This is a genomic window from Microvirga sp. VF16 (assembly GCF_016864375.1).
In the GTDB taxonomy this organism is placed as follows: Bacteria; Pseudomonadota; Alphaproteobacteria; order Rhizobiales; family Beijerinckiaceae; genus Microvirga.
This window is the reverse complement of record NZ_CP069354.1, coordinates 5393012-5409689: the sequence shown is the minus strand read 5'-3', so window position 1 is coordinate 5409689 and position 16678 is coordinate 5393012. Positions and strand designations below refer to the sequence as shown.

Annotated in this window: 13 protein-coding genes; 6 read left to right on the top strand and 7 right to left on the bottom strand. The window is 61.5% G+C overall.

Annotated elements, in window-relative coordinates:
• The first annotated feature begins 60 nt into the window (after positions 1-60).
• Both JO965_RS25375 and JO965_RS25370 read left to right on the top strand, forming a co-directional pair.
• Positions 61-444, top strand: coding sequence for a DUF4440 domain-containing protein (locus JO965_RS25375; protein ID WP_203441688.1), 384 nt, complete (start codon positions 61-63; stop codon positions 442-444).
• 809 nt (positions 445-1253) lie between these two features.
• Complete coding sequence (locus JO965_RS25370) at positions 1254-2087, top strand: calcium-binding protein (RefSeq protein WP_203441687.1); 834 nt, start codon at positions 1254-1256, stop codon at positions 2085-2087.
• Between the two features lie 485 nt (positions 2088-2572).
• Here the strand turns inward: JO965_RS25370 and JO965_RS25365 are convergent, their stop codons facing one another.
• The 7 genes from JO965_RS25365 to JO965_RS25335 form a co-directional block, all read right to left on the bottom strand.
• Entirely contained in the window at positions 2573-3544 is a 972-nt protein-coding gene (locus JO965_RS25365) for a DUF4105 domain-containing protein (protein ID WP_203441686.1), read from the bottom strand.
• A gap of 193 nt (positions 3545-3737) precedes the next feature.
• Positions 3738-5066, bottom strand: coding sequence for an amidohydrolase family protein (locus JO965_RS25360; protein ID WP_371826822.1), 1329 nt, complete (start codon positions 5064-5066; stop codon positions 3738-3740).
• Between the two features lie 256 nt (positions 5067-5322).
• Positions 5323-6711, bottom strand: a complete 1389-nt coding sequence (locus JO965_RS25355) for a sorbosone dehydrogenase family protein (protein WP_203441684.1) — start codon at positions 6709-6711, stop codon at positions 5323-5325.
• A complete protein-coding gene (locus tag JO965_RS25350) occupies positions 6704-7168 on the bottom strand; it encodes a DUF2231 domain-containing protein (protein WP_203441683.1) in 465 nt (154 codons plus the stop codon). Before JO965_RS25350 ends, JO965_RS25355 begins: the two co-directional genes overlap by 8 nt.
• Before the next feature lie 464 nt (positions 7169-7632).
• On the bottom strand, positions 7633-8979 hold the full coding sequence (locus JO965_RS25345; RefSeq protein ID WP_203441682.1) for a cadherin domain-containing protein: 1347 nt from the start codon (positions 8977-8979) through the stop codon (positions 7633-7635).
• A 29-nt stretch (positions 8980-9008) separates the two neighbouring features.
• Positions 9009-9218: a hypothetical protein gene (locus JO965_RS25340; protein ID WP_203441681.1), complete on the bottom strand. Its 210-nt coding sequence runs from the start codon at positions 9216-9218 to the stop codon at positions 9009-9011.
• A 146-nt stretch (positions 9219-9364) separates the two neighbouring features.
• A complete protein-coding gene (locus tag JO965_RS25335; protein WP_203441680.1) occupies positions 9365-10597 on the bottom strand; it encodes an argininosuccinate synthase in 1233 nt (410 codons plus the stop codon).
• Between the two features lie 220 nt (positions 10598-10817).
• Between JO965_RS25335 and JO965_RS25330 the strand changes: the two genes are divergently transcribed.
• From JO965_RS25330 to rpsA, 4 genes are all read left to right on the top strand, one after another.
• Entirely contained in the window at positions 10818-11447 is a 630-nt protein-coding gene (locus tag JO965_RS25330) for a 2-hydroxychromene-2-carboxylate isomerase (protein WP_203441679.1), read from the top strand.
• Between the two features lie 270 nt (positions 11448-11717).
• Entirely contained in the window at positions 11718-13013 is a 1296-nt protein-coding gene (locus JO965_RS25325; protein ID WP_203441678.1) for an MFS transporter, read from the top strand.
• Positions 13014-13275: 262 nt separating this feature from the next.
• Positions 13276-14496 carry an SMP-30/gluconolactonase/LRE family protein gene (locus tag JO965_RS25320; RefSeq protein ID WP_203441677.1) on the top strand — a complete coding sequence of 407 codons (1221 nt, stop codon included), beginning with the start codon at positions 13276-13278 and terminating at the stop codon, positions 14494-14496.
• 334 nt (positions 14497-14830) lie between these two features.
• Positions 14831-16528, top strand: a complete 1698-nt coding sequence (gene rpsA / locus JO965_RS25315; RefSeq protein WP_203441676.1) for a 30S ribosomal protein S1 — start codon at positions 14831-14833, stop codon at positions 16526-16528.
• Positions 16529-16678 lie beyond the last annotated feature (150 nt).

Here is a 16678-nt window from a genome sequence, read left to right as displayed (position 1 = left end):
TGTCGGCAGGAACCGGTCGGTATGGCCGGGCTTGCCCCACCTTCGTTTCCGTCAGGACCCATGACCGCTCAACAACTGATCGAGGTCGATCTGGCCTTCAATGCCATGGCGCAACGGGAGGGCACCGGAAAGGCCTTCATCGCCTTTGCGGCCGATGCCCCGGTCCTGATCCGACCCGGGAGCATGCCGCTTCTCGGCCGATCCGCCTTCGTCGAGGCCTTCTCGCAGGTCACCGGATCGGCCCTGTCCTGGGAGCCTCTCACGGCGGAGATCGCGGCAAGCCAAGACCTCGGTTACACCTTCGGGCGCTATCGGATCCGCGAGGGCGGCGAAACCAAGGCCCATGGGGTCTATGTGAGCATCTGGAAGAAACAAGCGGACGGGTCCTGGAAATTCGTCCTCGACGGCGGCGGGACCACGCCGCAGGAAGTGACGCTTCCCTGACGGAGACCAGCACCTGTGGGCCCGCAGCCTGCGCTGCGAGCCTGACGATGGATCGAGGGTGGCGCGACGGGCAGCCCGGCTCGATGTCTGGTGTGAGATGGAAGAGCCGAACTGCCTCTTCGCGCACGGCTTCTTTAGGCGGACAGGAGAGGCCGGCTCAGTCAACCGCCGCCGGCGGTGACCGTCTGCGCGACGGCGGCCTGCGACCGATCCCGACCACCAACCCAAACATCCTGGGCCTCCCGTCGAAGCCGATTGCGAGTCAGCCTCACGGGACCGTGCCTGCTCCCACACTGCGACGCCTCGCGAGCGCGCCCCTCGACAGGAGCAGATCTAAGGCAATGATATAGCCGAGGTTAGGATCATTGTCAAGAACAAAAAGGGAACGATGCGGGGCCTGCCGGCCCTTGAGGAACGCTAATGAGATCCCGTTTGCGATTTTGGTCCAGCCTATTTTCGGAGAATGGTTCTCCGTCTGCCTATGCCCATTTTGGACATTCCCGGATCAGTTCTCCCATTCGACTCTGCGTTCCATAACGCCCCGTTATGCGAAATCGAGCCTCATTTTCACGCGTCTGAGGGTTGCGGCGGAGGCTCGACCTAATCGACCTCCATAGACACCTTGATGGTTAGTTCCTGCTGGCGAAAGCCCATTAGGTCACGCAAGGTGCGCCAGAGCACGGCATGCAAGTCGAGCACATGGAACGTCGACGCTGAAGGGTGTGATCTACTTTACAGATTATCCGCCTCATGTCCGGCATTGCCCCTCGCAGTGCGGAAATCGGTCCGCACCGAGAGGAGAGAAGAGCATGGCATTTGGCGGTCGCTTCACCCCAGGTCAGGATACGCAAAGCCAGGCCCCCGACCTGCTTGGAGGATCGAATGACGGCGGCGGCGCCGCTGAACCTTATTCCCCAGGCGAGGATACGCAGAGCCAGACCCCCGACATGCCTGGAGGATCCGATGACGGTGGCGCTGCGGGCGCCGTCACACCCGTGCCGGACGATCTGGACGAGCAGCTTCCCGGATCGGGGAATTATTATGAGCTGGGTGACCAGGTGACCGGCGAGACGTGGCTGTGGACCGGTCCGGACCGCGACGTCATCGTCGCGGGCGACGGGACCCAGAGGATATGGTCCGGGGAAGGGCCCGACGACGTCTCCGGCGGCAACGGTCATGACATGCTCTTCGGCGAGGGCGGCAACGACCGGCTGTACGGGGAGGACGGCTTCGATTTCATCATGGGCGGCTTAGGCTCGGACCGGCTCAGCGGCGGCGCACAGGACGACCGGTTCTATTACAGCGATCCGGCGCACGAGAGCCCGGCGACCTCGACCGGCGCGGACACGATCGTCGACTTCAGCCTGGAAGACGAAGACATCATCGATCTTCCGGTCAGGGGGACAGCGGAGAATTACGGCTCGGCCGGCACCAATGCGACCTCGATGGATGAAGCGGCTCAGGAAGCGAACCAGACCTACGGCGATGACGGTCTGACCTATGTTTACCTCGCCAACGAGGAAACCGACACCGGCTATCTGCTGGCGAACCTGGATGAGAATGACGGCTTCGAGACGGGCATCACGCTGGCCGGCAATGGCGGGCCGGGCGAGTTCAGCTACGAGGCCATCGGCTCACCCTGAAGCCGCCAAACGTGGATAGGGGATCGCTCGTGGCAGCGGTCCCCTTCGTGCTTCCGGCCATGGCTCTGCCGAGTGTCCGCTAAGAGCCGCTTCCAAGCGGTTCCACACACGGCCTTACGCGCCGTTCTGAACCGATGAACCATGAAGGTCCGGCAATGGCCATAAAGCGGACCATTGCGGAATATTCGCACTGAGACCGCATGTGATCGCGGAGGATCGGCGTGGGTTCAGTTCAGGGAAATGAAGCGATTGTCGGAAAACGAAATGACCGGGTCGAGCCCGGCAATGATGCGGGTTTTATTTTCTTACAGTCCCAGCTTCTTCTTGTGCTGGGCGAGCATGCGCAGCGCGTGAGAAGCCTGCGACGTCAGTCGCAGTGGTCGTAGGCGACAGCGTCTTCCTCGAAGGTGACGATTGACTGGCCTCTGCCGCACGCCGCGTGGAGAAAGGGAGGCAACGGCTCCTCGCCTTCGCGCGGGCAAACATCAGGGCGAGACCGTCGGCAGGGCTGCGCGGATGCGTTGCGAGAAGTCGGGCGCATCATCGGCGACCCGAGCGGCTTCGTTGATGAGGGAGCGCCGCCGCAATTCGTCGAACGGCAGCGCCGTGTTCACCCGGCCTGAGTGATAGAGGTAACTGTCGATCAGACCATTGAGGAGATGCCGGATGTCGAACCGGCCCTTCCGGCCCGCGGCGTTGGCGTAGCGGATGATGTTGATCGTGCAATTGTTGCTCAGCAGATGGTACCATTCCGGACGGTCGGCGAGCTCGTTGATGCGTTCGAGATAGACCAGCAGGAGCCGGCGCGCGTCCTCGGCCGAGCTATTCAGACGATAGAGATAGACAGTCTCCGGGCGGTAGTTGGTGCGCACGCGGACCAGATCACGTTCGTCGCCCACCACATAGATGAGCTCGAACTGCTTGAAGAGGGAGGCGATGGGGTCAAAGCCTTCTCCCACCTCCGGCCGTGTCTCGATGGAGATGCTTAAGGGCGGCGCATTGTCGAAGACGAAGCTCAGGAACGTGTGTCCGACCAGTCCTTCGCTCCAGTAGGAGACGTAGAAGTCGAGGCCGGTCAGATGGGACAGCAGCACCTCGCGTTCCTCGTAGCGCATGGTGAAATCGTCGCGGCTGCGATAGTCGAAGTTGCGCACTCCGGTGAGGCGCACGCGGTCGCCCTCGACGAAGGCCCGCGGCATCACCGCGACTTCGGGCCGCCAGGGCCGATCATGGGAGGGTGGAATGGCGATCCACCACGCAACGACACCAAGAAACAGCGCCATCACGACCACGGGCATGTGCCGTCGGCGCGACAGCCAGAGCGCCCAGACGGCAAAAGCTGCAAAAACTCCCGCCAATCCCAGACGCAGCCCGGCCCACGGCAGGTTCGAATAATAGATGGCCAAGGTGCTCCAGAGAATGAGGATGGCCCAGGAGAGGAAACGGACCCCCGCCATCACAAAGCCGAACGACCTAGACAGGACCGTAGGGTGCGTTCTCGCGCGTGTTTTCACGCTGGCACCTGCCTTTCGACCTGGAGCTGCTTCCACTTTGAAGCAGCTCTCTTCTTTGCTTTTTTTGACGGCGAACCGGATCCACCTCGCCGAAAAATGCTCCAATCGCCCCGAAGATGTCCTTCGGAATGGAATCTCACTTCGGCAGCGTTTCCTTGTAGATCTTGCCATCCTTCATGATGACGAGGAAGTTTTTGTCCGGATCGGCAACGAGATCGATGGTCTCCAGGGGATTGCCGTCGACGAGCAGCAGATCCGCTAGCGCTCCCTCTTCCACGACACCGAGCTTGCCGGGATAGGGGTTGCGAAGACCGGACAGTTGCAGCAGTTCGGCATTCGTCGAGGTTGCCATGATCAGCGCCTCGGCTGGCGTGTACCAGCGGGTGAGGGTGGCGAGCATGGCGCCCTGCCGCTTGGCCAGTTCCTTGGAGAACAGGACGTCGGTGCCGAACGCCGTCTTGATTCCGTACTTCTTCGCCAGGCCATAGACCGCGTCCGTGCCGGTGATCACCTGCCGCAACTTGGCCTGTTCCGCCGGGCCCAGTCCGCTGGCGGCGCTCAGATCGAGGAAGGGCTGCGTGCTCAGCCAGATCCCTTTCTCGGCCATCAGCCGAGCCGTGGCGTCATCCATCAGATGACCGTGCTCGATGCATTTCACGCCGGCTGCGATCGACCGCTGGATGGAGACGGACGTATAGGCATGGGTGCAGACGTAAGTTCCCCAATTCTCGGCCGCCTCGACCGCGGCGCGCAGCTCGGCCTCGGTGAAGGTCGAGACATCGAGCGGGCTGAACGGGGAGGCCACGCCTCCGCCCGCCGTGAGCTTGATCTGCGAGGCGCCTCGCATGAGCTGCTCACGCACACGCAGGCGCACCTCGTCGGGGCTGTCGGCGATCATGCTGCCGCCGAGCTGCTCGACACGGGCTAGCATGCCGCCGATGGTCCGTGGCAGATCGGAGAGCTGGCGAAAATCGCCGTGGCCGCTGGTGATCGTGATCACGGCGCCCGACGGGTAGATGCGCGGTCCGGGCAATAATCCCTCGTCGATGGCGCGCTTGAGATCGAAGGACGGTCCACCCAGGTCGCGGACGGTGGTGAACCCGCGCATCAGCGTCGCCGTCGCCTCGACACCTGCCAGCAGGTTGGCATAGCCGGCATCACTGGAGAGAAGGATCGCGGGCGTCGGCCGCACCAGCATCGCATGCCAATGCATGTCGATCAGGCCCGGCATCAACACGCGCCCATTTCCCGGGATGACGCGAACATTCGTGGTGGCCGCGACATTGACCGGGGCGGTCGAGATGCTCGCGATGGTGTTGCCCCACACCAGAACGTGGGAAGGGGCTGACAGGGTCGCAGCCTTGCCGTCGAAGATGCGGACGTTCTCGAAAAGAGTAGCGACAGGAGGGGACGGCTGCGCCATTGCGGAGAACGCAATGGACAGGGATCCTGTCGCAACGAGCATTCGGAACAAGCTGCGTTTCAGATGGCCAAACGTTTCTCTGCCGGACATTGCGACCAACCTATGAGACGCCCCTGTTGCAGCCGTCGAAGGCATTTGAATTGTTGCCGAGTAGCCTCGCTTCTGCACGATCATCTGACCATCAGGAAAAACCCTGAGATCGGCGGGGGTAACATGGGAGACGAGACGCACCTGACCCTGCCCGAGGAGAAGTGTTCGGTTGACCAGGATCGATAACGAAGAAGACTGGGAGGCGCGCCTAGGCTTCTTGCCTGCGACCCTCCTCGTACCGCGTCCATTGACTTTGCGGAGCCGAGGCGCCGGAGCCCGCCACGCGCCACACGGTATTGCCTGCATCGTCCGCGATGAGAAGGGCGCCGGTGCCGTCGATGGCGACGCCGACTGGCCGGCCACGGGCCTGGTCACCGTCCAGGAAGCCGGTGACCACATCCTGCGCCTTGCCGGCGGGCCTGCCGTTCGCGAAGGGCACGTAGACCACCTTGTAGCCGTTGAAGGCATTGCGGTTCCAGCTGCCGTGCTCGCCGATGAAGGCGCCGTTCCTGTAAGGCTCCGGCATTGCCGAGTTCATCGAGAAGGTCAGGCCGAGCGCGGCGACATGGCTGGACAGCGCATAATCGGGCTTGATCGCCTTCTGCACCATGTCCGGCCGCGGCGGGTGTACGCGCTCGTCCACGTGGTTGCCGAAATAGCTCCACGGCCAGCCATAGAAGCCGTTTTCCTGCACCGAGGTCAGGTAGTCCGGCACGAGATTGGGGCCGAGCTCATCACGCTCGTTCACGACCGTCCACAGGATGCCGGTTTCGGGATGGAACACAAGACCGTTGGGGTTGCGCAGGCCGGAGGCGTAAAGGCGAGATGCGCCGGTTGTGCGATCCACTTGCCAGATCGCGGCTCGTCCCTTCTCGGCCTCGAGCCCGCGCTCCGCGGCATTCGAATTGGAACCGACGGAGGCATAGAGGAAACGCCCGTCCGGGCTGAGCGCCAGATCCTTGGTCCAGTGATGGTTGATCGGCCCTCCGGGGAGCGGCGCCAGCTCCTTCGGCGGCGCCGTGATCTCCGTCTGTCCGAGCTGGTAGGGATAGGCGAGGATCGCATCGGCCGCAGCCACGTAGAGCGTGCCGTCGTGCCAGACGATTCCGAAGGGAGAGTTGAGACCCTTCAGCAGGTCTTTGCGCTCGTCGACCTGGCCGTCGCGGTTCGTGTCACGCAGGAGCGTGATCAGGTTGCTCTCCTTCTGCGGTCCGCCGCCTCCGCCCTTGGCCATGGCCATGATCCATTCGCGGATCACATCCTTGGGCCGCGGCAGCGGCTTGCCTTCCGGTGCGCGCGACTGCACCACGAGCACGTCACCGTTCGGCAGGGTCCGCACCAAACGCGGATTGACCAGATCCTTGGCATAGGCGGTCACGGTGAGCCCCTGGGGAACCGTCGGCGTCTGACCGTCCTTCCAGCCGACGACCTCGGCAATCTTCAGGTCGGGCAGGAGTTCCGCGCTGGGCTCCGGCAGGACCGGATCGGGGCCGATCTGGCTTGCGGTATCGAAGTTTCCATTGCCGTCGTTGCAGCCGCTGAGCACGAGGAGACAGGTTCCGGCAAGGACGAGATGCAGGCGGAAGCGATCAGTCATAGGTGCGCCCTCCCGTGCCGGGACCGTAAGCCAGCGAAGCGCCGAGCCAGAGCGTGACGAGCATGGCAAGCACCGTCAGGGCCGAGAGGGCCAGGCCCCAAGGCATGATTGCGGTCCAGCCGTCGGTCGCGTGGACTAGGTTGTTGAAGAAGGCCAGGACCAGCACGATGAGAGTGCCGATGGCGGCGGTCCAGCCGAGCCTCAGGGCGCGGGTCCCATAGCGAACCAAGTAAAAGATCGCGCTGAAGACGGCCGCAACGACGCCGACGGTGATTCCCGCCAGCAGGAGCCAGGCGGAGAATTCCAGCCACATCAGATTCGACGTCCGCCAATAGGCGATGTCGGTTGCGAGCGCGAGCGTGAAGCAGGCGATGGGAAACGACGTCAGCAACCTGTGGATCGTGTGCCCGGCAATCGCGGCTTTCGATGGTGAGTACGGAACATAAGGCGACGGCATCGGGCCTCTCTTAAGTCGATGAGACTTTAAGTCTACGGCCGAGATTCAGTTAGGTTCCCTGTCCCCCTTTACGGGCCTCCTCACATCAACGAGAGACGATCGTTGGGTCACTAAAGCATCGATCCCAAAAGCGAGTCCACTTTTGGGATCGAATCCGATGCGTCTTCCTGGAACGACGTATCATTCGGGCAGCCCTTCGGATCCACTTCGTCAAAACATGCTCTGAGAGCGAGTAGAGATATTTCGGAGAAGGTAGAAGGAATGATGCCGACAGATGCCAACTCAAACGGAGATGACGGTCTTTCTCGTCATCCTTTGCCAAGGAGACTCAGGTCTTCTCGCAGTCTCATATCACGAAGAGACTGTCGTACTTGAGGGAGAGACCCTTCTTCAGCTGTGCAAACTCGATGGCTGCTTTAGATCCCGATCCATCCGCATCGTAGGCCAACACACCAGTTTTTTTATTATAGACGATTGAGCTTCTTCGGGTTCGCCTCTGAAGCCGTTTTGCCCAATAACTTCAAGGCTTTGTTATTGAAGATCTTGTCGTCGAGCCAAATCGAATCCGCCGTGACATCGAAGTCTGTAATCGTGTCGAAGTTTACCTTACGGTCCGTTTTGGCAGTGCCTAGCTTCGCGTTGAAAACGAAGGAGTCCTTGCCCTGGCCGCCCGTCAACGTATCGTTTCCAAGACCTCCATAGAGAATGTCTTTCATCGTCGTGCCGACAAGGACGTCCTTCCCCTTCGTGCCCAATGTTCTGTTCTCGGCAGGGACAGTGGGAACAGTCGGAATAGTCGGGACATTGGGGACAGGATCAGTGTTCTCAACGACGTTGAGAACGGAAATAGTAAATGTTGAGGGCAACCCGTCCTGCTCGCCATCATTAGCGACGACGGTGACGGTGTGCGTGGTCGACTGCTCATAGTCGATCGGTACATTGCCAGAGACAACTAACTTGTCATTATCAATGCTAAACCGTCCACCCGCATTATTGGTCAGCCTGTAGGTTATTGGATCCCCATTGGCATCCGTGGCATTGAGAGTACCGACGACTGTACCGGCAGCAGAGTTCTCCGCGACGGAGTTGCCCTTGAGCGTCGGCTTAGTAGGGGTCCAATTATTTTCCGCGGTTACATAGAGGACAGTTTCCGCTTTCCGATGCCCCTTGTCGCGCGCCGTTATCGTAACAATGACATTTTCTTCATAGACAAAGTCACCCGGAGCATAAGCAAGGTTTTTCACAAACTCGTTGATCATGTCCACGGTGGCAGATTGATTGAATATGATTCTTACGCCATCACCACCGAATTTACGGCTTACCATGGCAATGGCGGAGTTTTTGTAGAGCAAGGTCTGATCGGAGGAATGATCGAGAAGCGTGAAATTCTCGCCAAGCTCAAAGTTGCTCATGACATAGTAATAGCCATTGCCTGACAGATCGATATCGAGATAGGCAATCGGGCCTTCGGCGTCTGAAATGAAGGCATCACCCTCCGGATCGAGCCTTACGCTTTCACCTTCGCGAACGTGAAAGCGACCTGTCAGGCCCGTCAGGGTGGGTGCAGCGTCTATCCAGATATTCGATCCTTCTACGATTCTATCGAAGCCTTGATTGTGAAGGTCGGCTCTGCTGGCCGGAGTTGAAACCGGGCCATTGAGAACAATCGTTTCCTCTTGCCGCTCAAGCGCATCGAGCTTTAGTGCGAGAGACAAGCTGCTGACCGTGACACTCGCGTTGTCGTCAGCGATACTGAGGCTGTTGATACCCGTAAGTGTTTTTCCGCTCAGATCGATGTTGCTCCCGGTCAAAGAGATAGAAGTATAAGAATCGGTACTGCTCAGAGAAGTGACGCGGCCAATTGCTCGCCGGAAATTTGCACAGTTGCATATCTGCTTGTTCCGCTTTCTATCGCTATTGCCGAGAAGCCAGACAGGATCACATACGCAAAATCGAATGTACCACCGCCTACCAGCACGAAGGTGTCGGTCCCGGAGCCTTCGAGTAAGCTTCCAGGGAAATTTTCGGCAGTAACTTCAATGCGGGCCATAGAACTCTCTTCGGATAAAGCCAACTAATTCCGAATAGTAACTTGATATCGTTTCGTTGTAAATTCACATTAAGCCGCAACTCTGACTTGCAAGACGCGGCCGGGCGGATTGCAAGCAACCCGCCCGATCTGAGTTACATCAGGTATTACAGCCCCAGCTTCTTCTTGCGCTGGGCGAGCGTACGCAGGCGCAGGGCGTTGAGCTTGATGAAGCCGGCGGCGTCGCGGTGGTCGTAGGCGACGGCGCCTTCCTCGAAGGTGACGAGGTCCTGGTCGTAGAGGGAATAGGGACTCTCGCGGCCGATGAGGTGGACGCCGCCCTTGTAGAGCTTGAGCTTGACTTCGCCGGTGACGAATTCCTGGGACTTGTCGATCAGCGCCTGCAGCATCTCGCGCTCAGGCGAGAACCAGAAGCCGTTATAGATGAGCTCGGCATATTTTGGCATCAGCTCGTCCTTCAGATGCGCCGCGCCGCGGTCGAGGGTGATCGACTCGATGCCGCGATGGGCGAGGTGAAGGATCGTGCCGCCAGGGGTCTCGTACATGCCGCGGCTCTTCATGCCGACGAAGCGGTTCTCGACGAGGTCGAGGCGGCCGATGCCGTTGATCCGGCCGAGCTCGTTGAGCTTCGCCAGCAGGTCGGCGGGGCCGAGCTTCTTGCCGTCGATGGCGACCGGGTCGCCCTTCTCGAAGGTGATGGTGATCACCGTCGGCTTGTCGGGCGCGGATTCGGGACCGTCGGTGCGCGAATAGACGTAATCCGGCACCTCGACGGAGGGATCCTCCAGCACCTTGCCCTCGGAGGAGGCGTGCAGGAGGTTGGCGTCGACGGAGAAGGGAGCCTCGCCGCGCTTGTCCTTGGCGATCGGGATCTGGTGCTGCTCGGCGAAGGCGATGAGCTGCTCGCGGGAGCGCAGGTCCCATTCGCGCCAGGGGGCGATCACGGTCACGTCGGGCTTGAGGGCATAATAGCCGAGCTCGAAGCGCACCTGATCGTTGCCCTTGCCGGTGGCGCCGTGGGCGACCGCATCGGCGCCGACCTTCTCGGCGATCTCGATCTGCTTCTTGGCGATCAGCGGCCGGGCGATGGAGGTGCCGAGCAGATAGAGACCCTCGTATTGCGCATTGGCGCGGAACATCGGGAACACGTAGTCGCGCACGAACTCGTCGCGCAGATCCTCGATGAAGATGTTTTCCGGCTTGATGCCGAGCAGTTCGGCCTTCTTGCGCGCCGGCTCCAGCTCCTCGCCCTGGCCGAGATCGGCGGTGAAGGTCACCACCTCGCAGCCATAGGTGGTCTGCAGCCACTTGAGGATGATGGAGGTGTCGAGGCCGCCGGAATAGGCGAGCACGACCTTGTTCACGCGCTTCTCAGCCATAGCAAAGGGTTCCGTTGATAAGGGTGATCGCGACTTAAAACGGAAGCTTGGTCAGTGCAACGGGCATTTATTGAGCCGGCATGCTTCCTCTGCATTCCTGCCCGGAAAACCAGACCCTGCCATCACTTAAGGGAATGAGGTAGGCCACCTCATGGAGCAAAAGCCGGCTTTGGGAGCTGGCCCGTTCCTTTCTCCAGATCGCTGGCAGTGAAAGGCGCTCATGATCCGTCAGCCGAACCTCGAATTCTGGTACGAATTCGCCTCGACCTATTCCTATCTCGCCGCCATGCGCATCGAGAAAGCGGCCGCGGAGGCCGGCGTAGTGCTCCTGTGGCGGCCGTTCCTGCTCGGGCCCGTCTTCAAGGCTCAAGGGATGGAGACCTCACCCTTCGCGCTCTCTCCGGCCAAGGGGCGCTACATGTGGCGCGACATGGAGCGGGAAGCCGCCCGGCTTGGGTTGCCGTTCTATCGGCCCAAGATTTTTCCCCAGAATGGGCTTCTGGCGGCGCGTATCGCGCTCCTCGGCGTCGAGCCCGGCTGGACCCCCGCCTTCACGAAGGCCGTCTACACGGCCGAGTTCGGCGAGTGCCGCGACATCGCCGACCCTGCGGTCCTGTCCGGGATCCTGACGGAGCTCGGACTCGAGGCCGAGGCCGTCCTCGCCGAGGCGCAGAATGATTGCAACAAGATGCGCCTGCGCCGGATGGGCGACGAGGTCCAGTCGCGCGGCCTCTTCGGCGCGCCGACCTTCTTCACCGAGGATGGCGAGATGTTCTGGGGCAACGACCGCCTCGAACAGGCCCTCGACTGGGCTGTCGCCCAGGCCCGTCGCTCGGACTGGCCGGTTTGACCCCGGGACAGGCTGCCTCTATGTCGGGGGCAAATCGAGCGCATCGTGCGGAAAAGTGGATCCGGTTTTCCGCGCCTAACGATGCGCTTTCAAGAATGGGAGCATCGGCTGGATCCCAAAAGTGCCTTCCACTTTTGGGGCCGATGCTCTGAGGCCGCAGCGAGACGCCATCAGCTGCCGCCCCCTTCCGACAATCCTTCCATCCTCTCCGTAAAGCCACGCGCTCCTTCCGTTCGGGGCGTGTGCCCACGTTGGAAAACGAGTCGCATCATGTTGATGAAGAATAACGTCGCCGACCAGAAAGGCCGCCTGAAGTCGATCCTCGGCGGATCGGCCGGCAACATGGTCGAGTGGTACGATTGGTACGTCTATTCCGCTTTCACCCTCTATTTTGCACCGATCTTCTTTCCCAAGGGCGACCAGACCGCCCAGCTTCTGAATGCAGCCGCCGTCTTCGCCGTCGGCTTCCTCATGCGCCCCATCGGCGCCTGGATCATGGGCATCTATGCCGACCGCAAGGGCCGCAAGGCGGGCCTCACCCTCTCGGTGACGCTGATGTGCACGGGCTCGCTGATGATCGCCGTCACGCCGGGCTATGAGAGCATCGGCGTGTTCGCGCCGATCGTCCTGGTTCTGGCGCGTCTGCTTCAGGGCATCAGCGTCGGCGGCGAATACGGCGCCAGCGCGACCTACTTGAGCGAGATGGCGGGCAAGAGCCGTCGCGGCTTCTTCTCCAGTTTCCAGTACGTGACGCTGATCTCGGGCCAGCTTCTCGCACTCGCCGTGCTGCTGATCCTGCAGCAGGTCATGTCGGAGCAGAATCTCGAAGCCTGGGGCTGGCGCATCCCGTTCGCCATCGGCGGTGTGCTCGCCGTGATCGTGTTCTATCTCCGCCGCGGCCTCGCCGAGACGGAATCCTTCAAGAACGCGAAAGAGACGGCGGCGCCGCGCTCCAGCGGCTTCGCTCTCTTCACCAAATATCCGCGCCAGGCCTTCACGGTGATTGCGCTCACCGCCGGCGGCACGCTCGCCTTCTATGCCTACACCACCTACCTGCAGAAGTTCCTGGTCAACACCTCGGGCTTCTCCCGCGAGTCAGCGAGCCAGATCACGGCGGCGGCGCTCTTCATCTTCATGGTGCTCCAGCCCGCGGCCGGCGCCCTGTCGGACAAGATCGGCCGCAAGCCGCTGATGGTCGGCTTCGGCATCCTCGGCGTGCTGTTCACCTATCTGATCTTCTCGACGCTCGCCGGCACGAAGGACCCGTACATGGCCTTCGCACTGTGCCTCGCGGCGCTCGTGATCGTCACCGGCTACACCTCGATCAACGCAGTGGTGAAGGCGGAGATGTTCCCGGCCCATATCCGGGCGCTCGGCGTTGCTTTGCCCTACGCCATCGCCAACACGGTCTTCGGCGGCACCGCCGAATACGTGGCTTTGTGGTTCAAGCAGGCCGGCATCGAATACGGGTTCTTCTGGTACGTGACCGGCATGGTCGGCCTGTCGCTGATCGTCTATTTGCGGATGAAGGACACTCGCGAGCACAGCCTCATTCACGAGGACTGATGAACGGCAGACTCCACTGACATTGATCGATTCTTTTCACCCCCGCTTCCCAGAAGCGGGGGTGAATGTCTTTTGGCCATAGGCTTTTACGGCAGTCATCGCGCGAGGTGACACGAGAGGGTAATCCTCGCGAGCCAGCCCTAGATTCAATTCCTCGAAAGAACAGTTCCAGCTACGCTGAAATATGGGATTCTACCCCTTAAGCGCGGCTCGCAGTCGGCCGACAAGCGGGTCCCAAAGGCGCCGAAACAGGGAGGTGTCCATGACTTCGCAGCGACATTCGCCGGTCGAGAATCTTGATATCCTGTCCAGACGCAGCCTCATCAAGGTCATGGGTGTAGGGGCCATTGCGGTGGGCTCCGGCAGCGCCCTGGCTCAGGCTCCCGCCCAGCCCCCCAGCACCGTGACAAGCCCTCCGCGCGACTTCAGCCCCAGAGGGGCACCCACCACCTATTTCACCGACCCGGACGTTCTCACGATCGATCCGCTCTTCAACCAATATGCCCAGCCGAACAGCGCCATCACCCGTCTCTGGACCGGAGCGCTCTGGTCCGAGGGACCGGCTTGGAACGCCCAGGGACGCTATCTCGTCTGGAGCGACATTCCGAACAACCGGCAGCTGCGCTGGCTCGAGGACGATGGCCGTGTGACGGTGTTCCGCACGCCATCGAACAACAGCAACGGCAACAGCTTCGACTTCCAGGGGCGTCAGCTCTCCTGCGAGCATCTCACCCGCCGCGTGGTCCGCTACGAGCTCGACGGCTCGGTCACGGTGCTTGCAAGTTCCTTCGAGGGCAAACCTCTCAACTCGCCGAATGATGTGGTGGCCCATCCCGATGGCAGCTACTGGTTCACCGATCCGCCTTACGGAGGGCAGCTCTACGAGGGCGCACCCGACGTTCAGGGCGGGCCGAGCAACGCGGGCGGGCGGCTCAATCCGAGGCTCGGCCAGCCCCCCGGGATCGGTACGGCCCGGAGAGAGCTGCCGACGAATTGCTATCGCATCGATCCGAGCGGTCGCGTCGACCTCGTGGTGCCGGAGGACCAGGTTCCCGATCCCAACGGCCTGTGCTTCTCGCCGGACTATCGGAGGCTCTATGTCACGAGCACGGGCAAGGGTCCCGGCGACACGGGCCCCGGCGGCAAGGGGGACATTCACGTCTTCGATGTCGGCACCGACAACAGGCTTTCCAACCGCAGGGTGTTCACGGACTGCATGATCGACGGAGTGAAATGCGGGCCGGACGGCGTACGCTGCGACGTGGACGGTAATCTGTGGGCATCGAGCAATGCCGGGCGGTCGGTGGGTTATAGCGGCGTGATCGTCTGGACGCCGGAGGGCAAGCTCATCGGACGCATTCGTCTGCCCGAGGTCTGCGGCAACATCTGCTTCGGCGGCCCCAAGCGGAACCGTCTGTTCATGGCGGCGAGCCAGTCGCTCTATGCGGTCTACGTGAACACACAAGGGGCGGCTCCCGCCTGAGCGATCGGGCCGGGGCCCCATTTCTGCAGGATGGGCCCAAATCCTTGAAAGCCTTGTGATCTGGGCCCACTTGGGATATTAGAACCCCCATCCTACAGGACATTGACGGTCAGCGTTGTGTAAGGGTGCGTATCACGCGCCCTTGCGGTGTTCCGCCAAGGTCCTGAGGAATAAGCGTTTCCATCCGTCGATGATACGCCGGCCCGCTCAAAGAGCGGCATGCCTTGGACATGGCCCTTAAAGGGGCGTCCTCAGGCAGCGGCGGCTGGAAACGGCCCGTTAACACGAGCCGCCGGCGTTGCCCCTTTAAACGAGGGCCATTCAGGAGAACTTAATGTCTGCAGCTTTGCAACAGCCGAGCCGTGAAGATTTCGCGGCCCTGCTCGAAGAATCCTTCCGCACGAACGAGATCAGCGAAGGCTCGGTCGTGAAGGGCAAGGTGGTCGCGATCGAAAAGGATGTCGCGGTCATCGATATCGGCGCCAAGACCGAAGGTCGCGTCGCTCTGAAAGAATTTGCCGGCCCGAACCGCGACCAGACGGTTGTCGTCGGTGACGAGGTCGAGGTCTATGTCGAGCGCATCGAGAATGCGCTGGGCGAGGCCGTCATCTCCCGTGACAAGGCCCGCCGCGAAGAGTCGTGGGTGAAGCTCGAGAAGGCCTTCGAGGCCCAGGAGCGCGTCAACGGCACGATCTTCAACCAGGTGAAGGGCGGCTACACGGTCGACCTCGACGGCGCCGTGGCGTTCCTGCCCCGCTCCCAGGTCGACATCCGCCCGGTCCGCGACGTCACCCCGCTCATGGGCGTGGCTCAGCCGTTCCAGATCCTCAAAATGGACCGCCGCCGCGGCAACATCGTTGTGTCGCGCCGTACGGTTCTCGAAGAGAGCCGCGCCGAGCAGCGTTCCGAGCTCGTGGCGAACCTCGAAGAGGGTCAGGTCATCGACGGCGTGGTCAAGAACATCACCGAGTACGGTGCGTTCGTTGACCTCGGCGGCATCGACGGTCTGCTGCACGTCACCGACATGGCATGGCGCCGCGTCAACCATCCGTCCGAGGTCGTAACCATCGGCCAGACGGTGAAGGTGAAGATCATCAAGATCAACCACGAGACGCACCGCATCTCGCTAGGCATCAAGCAGCTGCTGGCCGATCCGTGGGAAGGCATCGCCGCCCGCTACCCGGTCCAGGCGAAGCTGAAGGGCCGCGTCACGAACATCACCGATTACGGTGCGTTCGTCGAGCTCGAGCCCGGCATCGAAGGCCTGATCCACGTCTCCGAGATGTCCTGGACGAAGAAGAACGTCCACCCCGGCAAGATCATCTCCACCTCGCAGGAGGTTGAGGTCGTGATCCTCGAGGTCGATCAGGTGAAGCGCCGCATCTCGCTCGGCCTGAAGCAGACGCTTCAGAACCCGTGGGAGGCCTTCGCCGAGAAGCATCCTGTCGGCACCGAGGTCGAAGGCGAGGTCAAGAACAAGACCGAGTTCGGTCTGTTCATCGGTCTCGAGAACGACGTCGACGGCATGGTCCATCTCTCGGACCTCGACTGGAACCGTCCGGGCGAGCAGGTCATCGACGACTTCAAGAAGGGCGACATCGTCCGCGCTCAGGTTCTCGACGTGGACGTCGAGAAGGAGCGCATCTCGCTCGGCATCAAGCAGCTTGCGGGCGATCCCTTCGCCGAAGCCGGCGAGATCAAGAAGGGCCAGATCGTCACCTGCGAGGTTCTCGAGGTGAAGGACGGCGGCCTGGAGGTGAAGATCGTCGACACCGACCTCACCACCTTCATCAAGCGCAACGAGCTCGCTCGTGACCGCGCCGACCAGCGCCCCGAGCGCTTCGCCGCCGGCGAGAAGCTCGATGCCCGCGTCACGCAGTTCGACCGCAAGGCCCGTCGCGTCACCGTCTCCATCAAGGCCCTCGAGGTCGCTGAGGAGAAGGAGGCCATGGCTCAGTACGGCTCGACCGATTCGGGTGCGTCGCTCGGCGACATCCTCGGCGCTGCTCTGAAGGCCAAGGACAAGAAGTAATCGGGCTCTGAATTTCAGAGTTCGATGGATCCCCGGGCTCAACAGCCCGGGGATTTTTGTTTCGACAACCTGCGCGAGCCATCGTGCGGGTTTTTTGTTGGCTGGCTCGCGTGCTGCCCTATCTGCTTGCGCGTGGACGCATTTTCAGCT

Excerpts from the sequence above, each read along its gene's own strand:
- JO965_RS25375 (WP_203441688.1), top strand. The coding sequence starts at position 61 with ATGACCGCTCAACAACTGATCGAGGTCGATCTGGCCTTCAATGCCATG.
- JO965_RS25370 (WP_203441687.1), top strand. The coding sequence starts at position 1,254 with ATGGCATTTGGCGGTCGCTTCACCCCAGGTCAGGATACGCAAAGCCAG.
- JO965_RS25365 (WP_203441686.1), bottom strand. The coding sequence starts at position 3,544 with ATGGCGGGGGTCCGTTTCCTCTCCTGGGCCATCCTCATTCTCTGGAGC.
- JO965_RS25360 (WP_371826822.1), bottom strand. The coding sequence starts at position 5,066 with ATGCTCGTTGCGACAGGATCCCTGTCCATTGCGTTCTCCGCAATGGCG.
- JO965_RS25355 (WP_203441684.1), bottom strand. The coding sequence starts at position 6,711 with ATGACTGATCGCTTCCGCCTGCATCTCGTCCTTGCCGGAACCTGTCTC.
- JO965_RS25350 (WP_203441683.1), bottom strand. The coding sequence starts at position 7,168 with ATGCCGTCGCCTTATGTTCCGTACTCACCATCGAAAGCCGCGATTGCC.
- JO965_RS25340 (WP_203441681.1), bottom strand. The coding sequence starts at position 9,218 with ATGGCCCGCATTGAAGTTACTGCCGAAAATTTCCCTGGAAGCTTACTC.
- JO965_RS25335 (WP_203441680.1), bottom strand. The coding sequence starts at position 10,597 with ATGGCTGAGAAGCGCGTGAACAAGGTCGTGCTCGCCTATTCCGGCGGC.
- JO965_RS25330 (WP_203441679.1), top strand. The coding sequence starts at position 10,818 with ATGATCCGTCAGCCGAACCTCGAATTCTGGTACGAATTCGCCTCGACC.
- JO965_RS25325 (WP_203441678.1), top strand. The coding sequence starts at position 11,718 with ATGTTGATGAAGAATAACGTCGCCGACCAGAAAGGCCGCCTGAAGTCG.
- JO965_RS25320 (WP_203441677.1), top strand. The coding sequence starts at position 13,276 with ATGACTTCGCAGCGACATTCGCCGGTCGAGAATCTTGATATCCTGTCC.
- rpsA (WP_203441676.1), top strand. The coding sequence starts at position 14,831 with ATGTCTGCAGCTTTGCAACAGCCGAGCCGTGAAGATTTCGCGGCCCTG.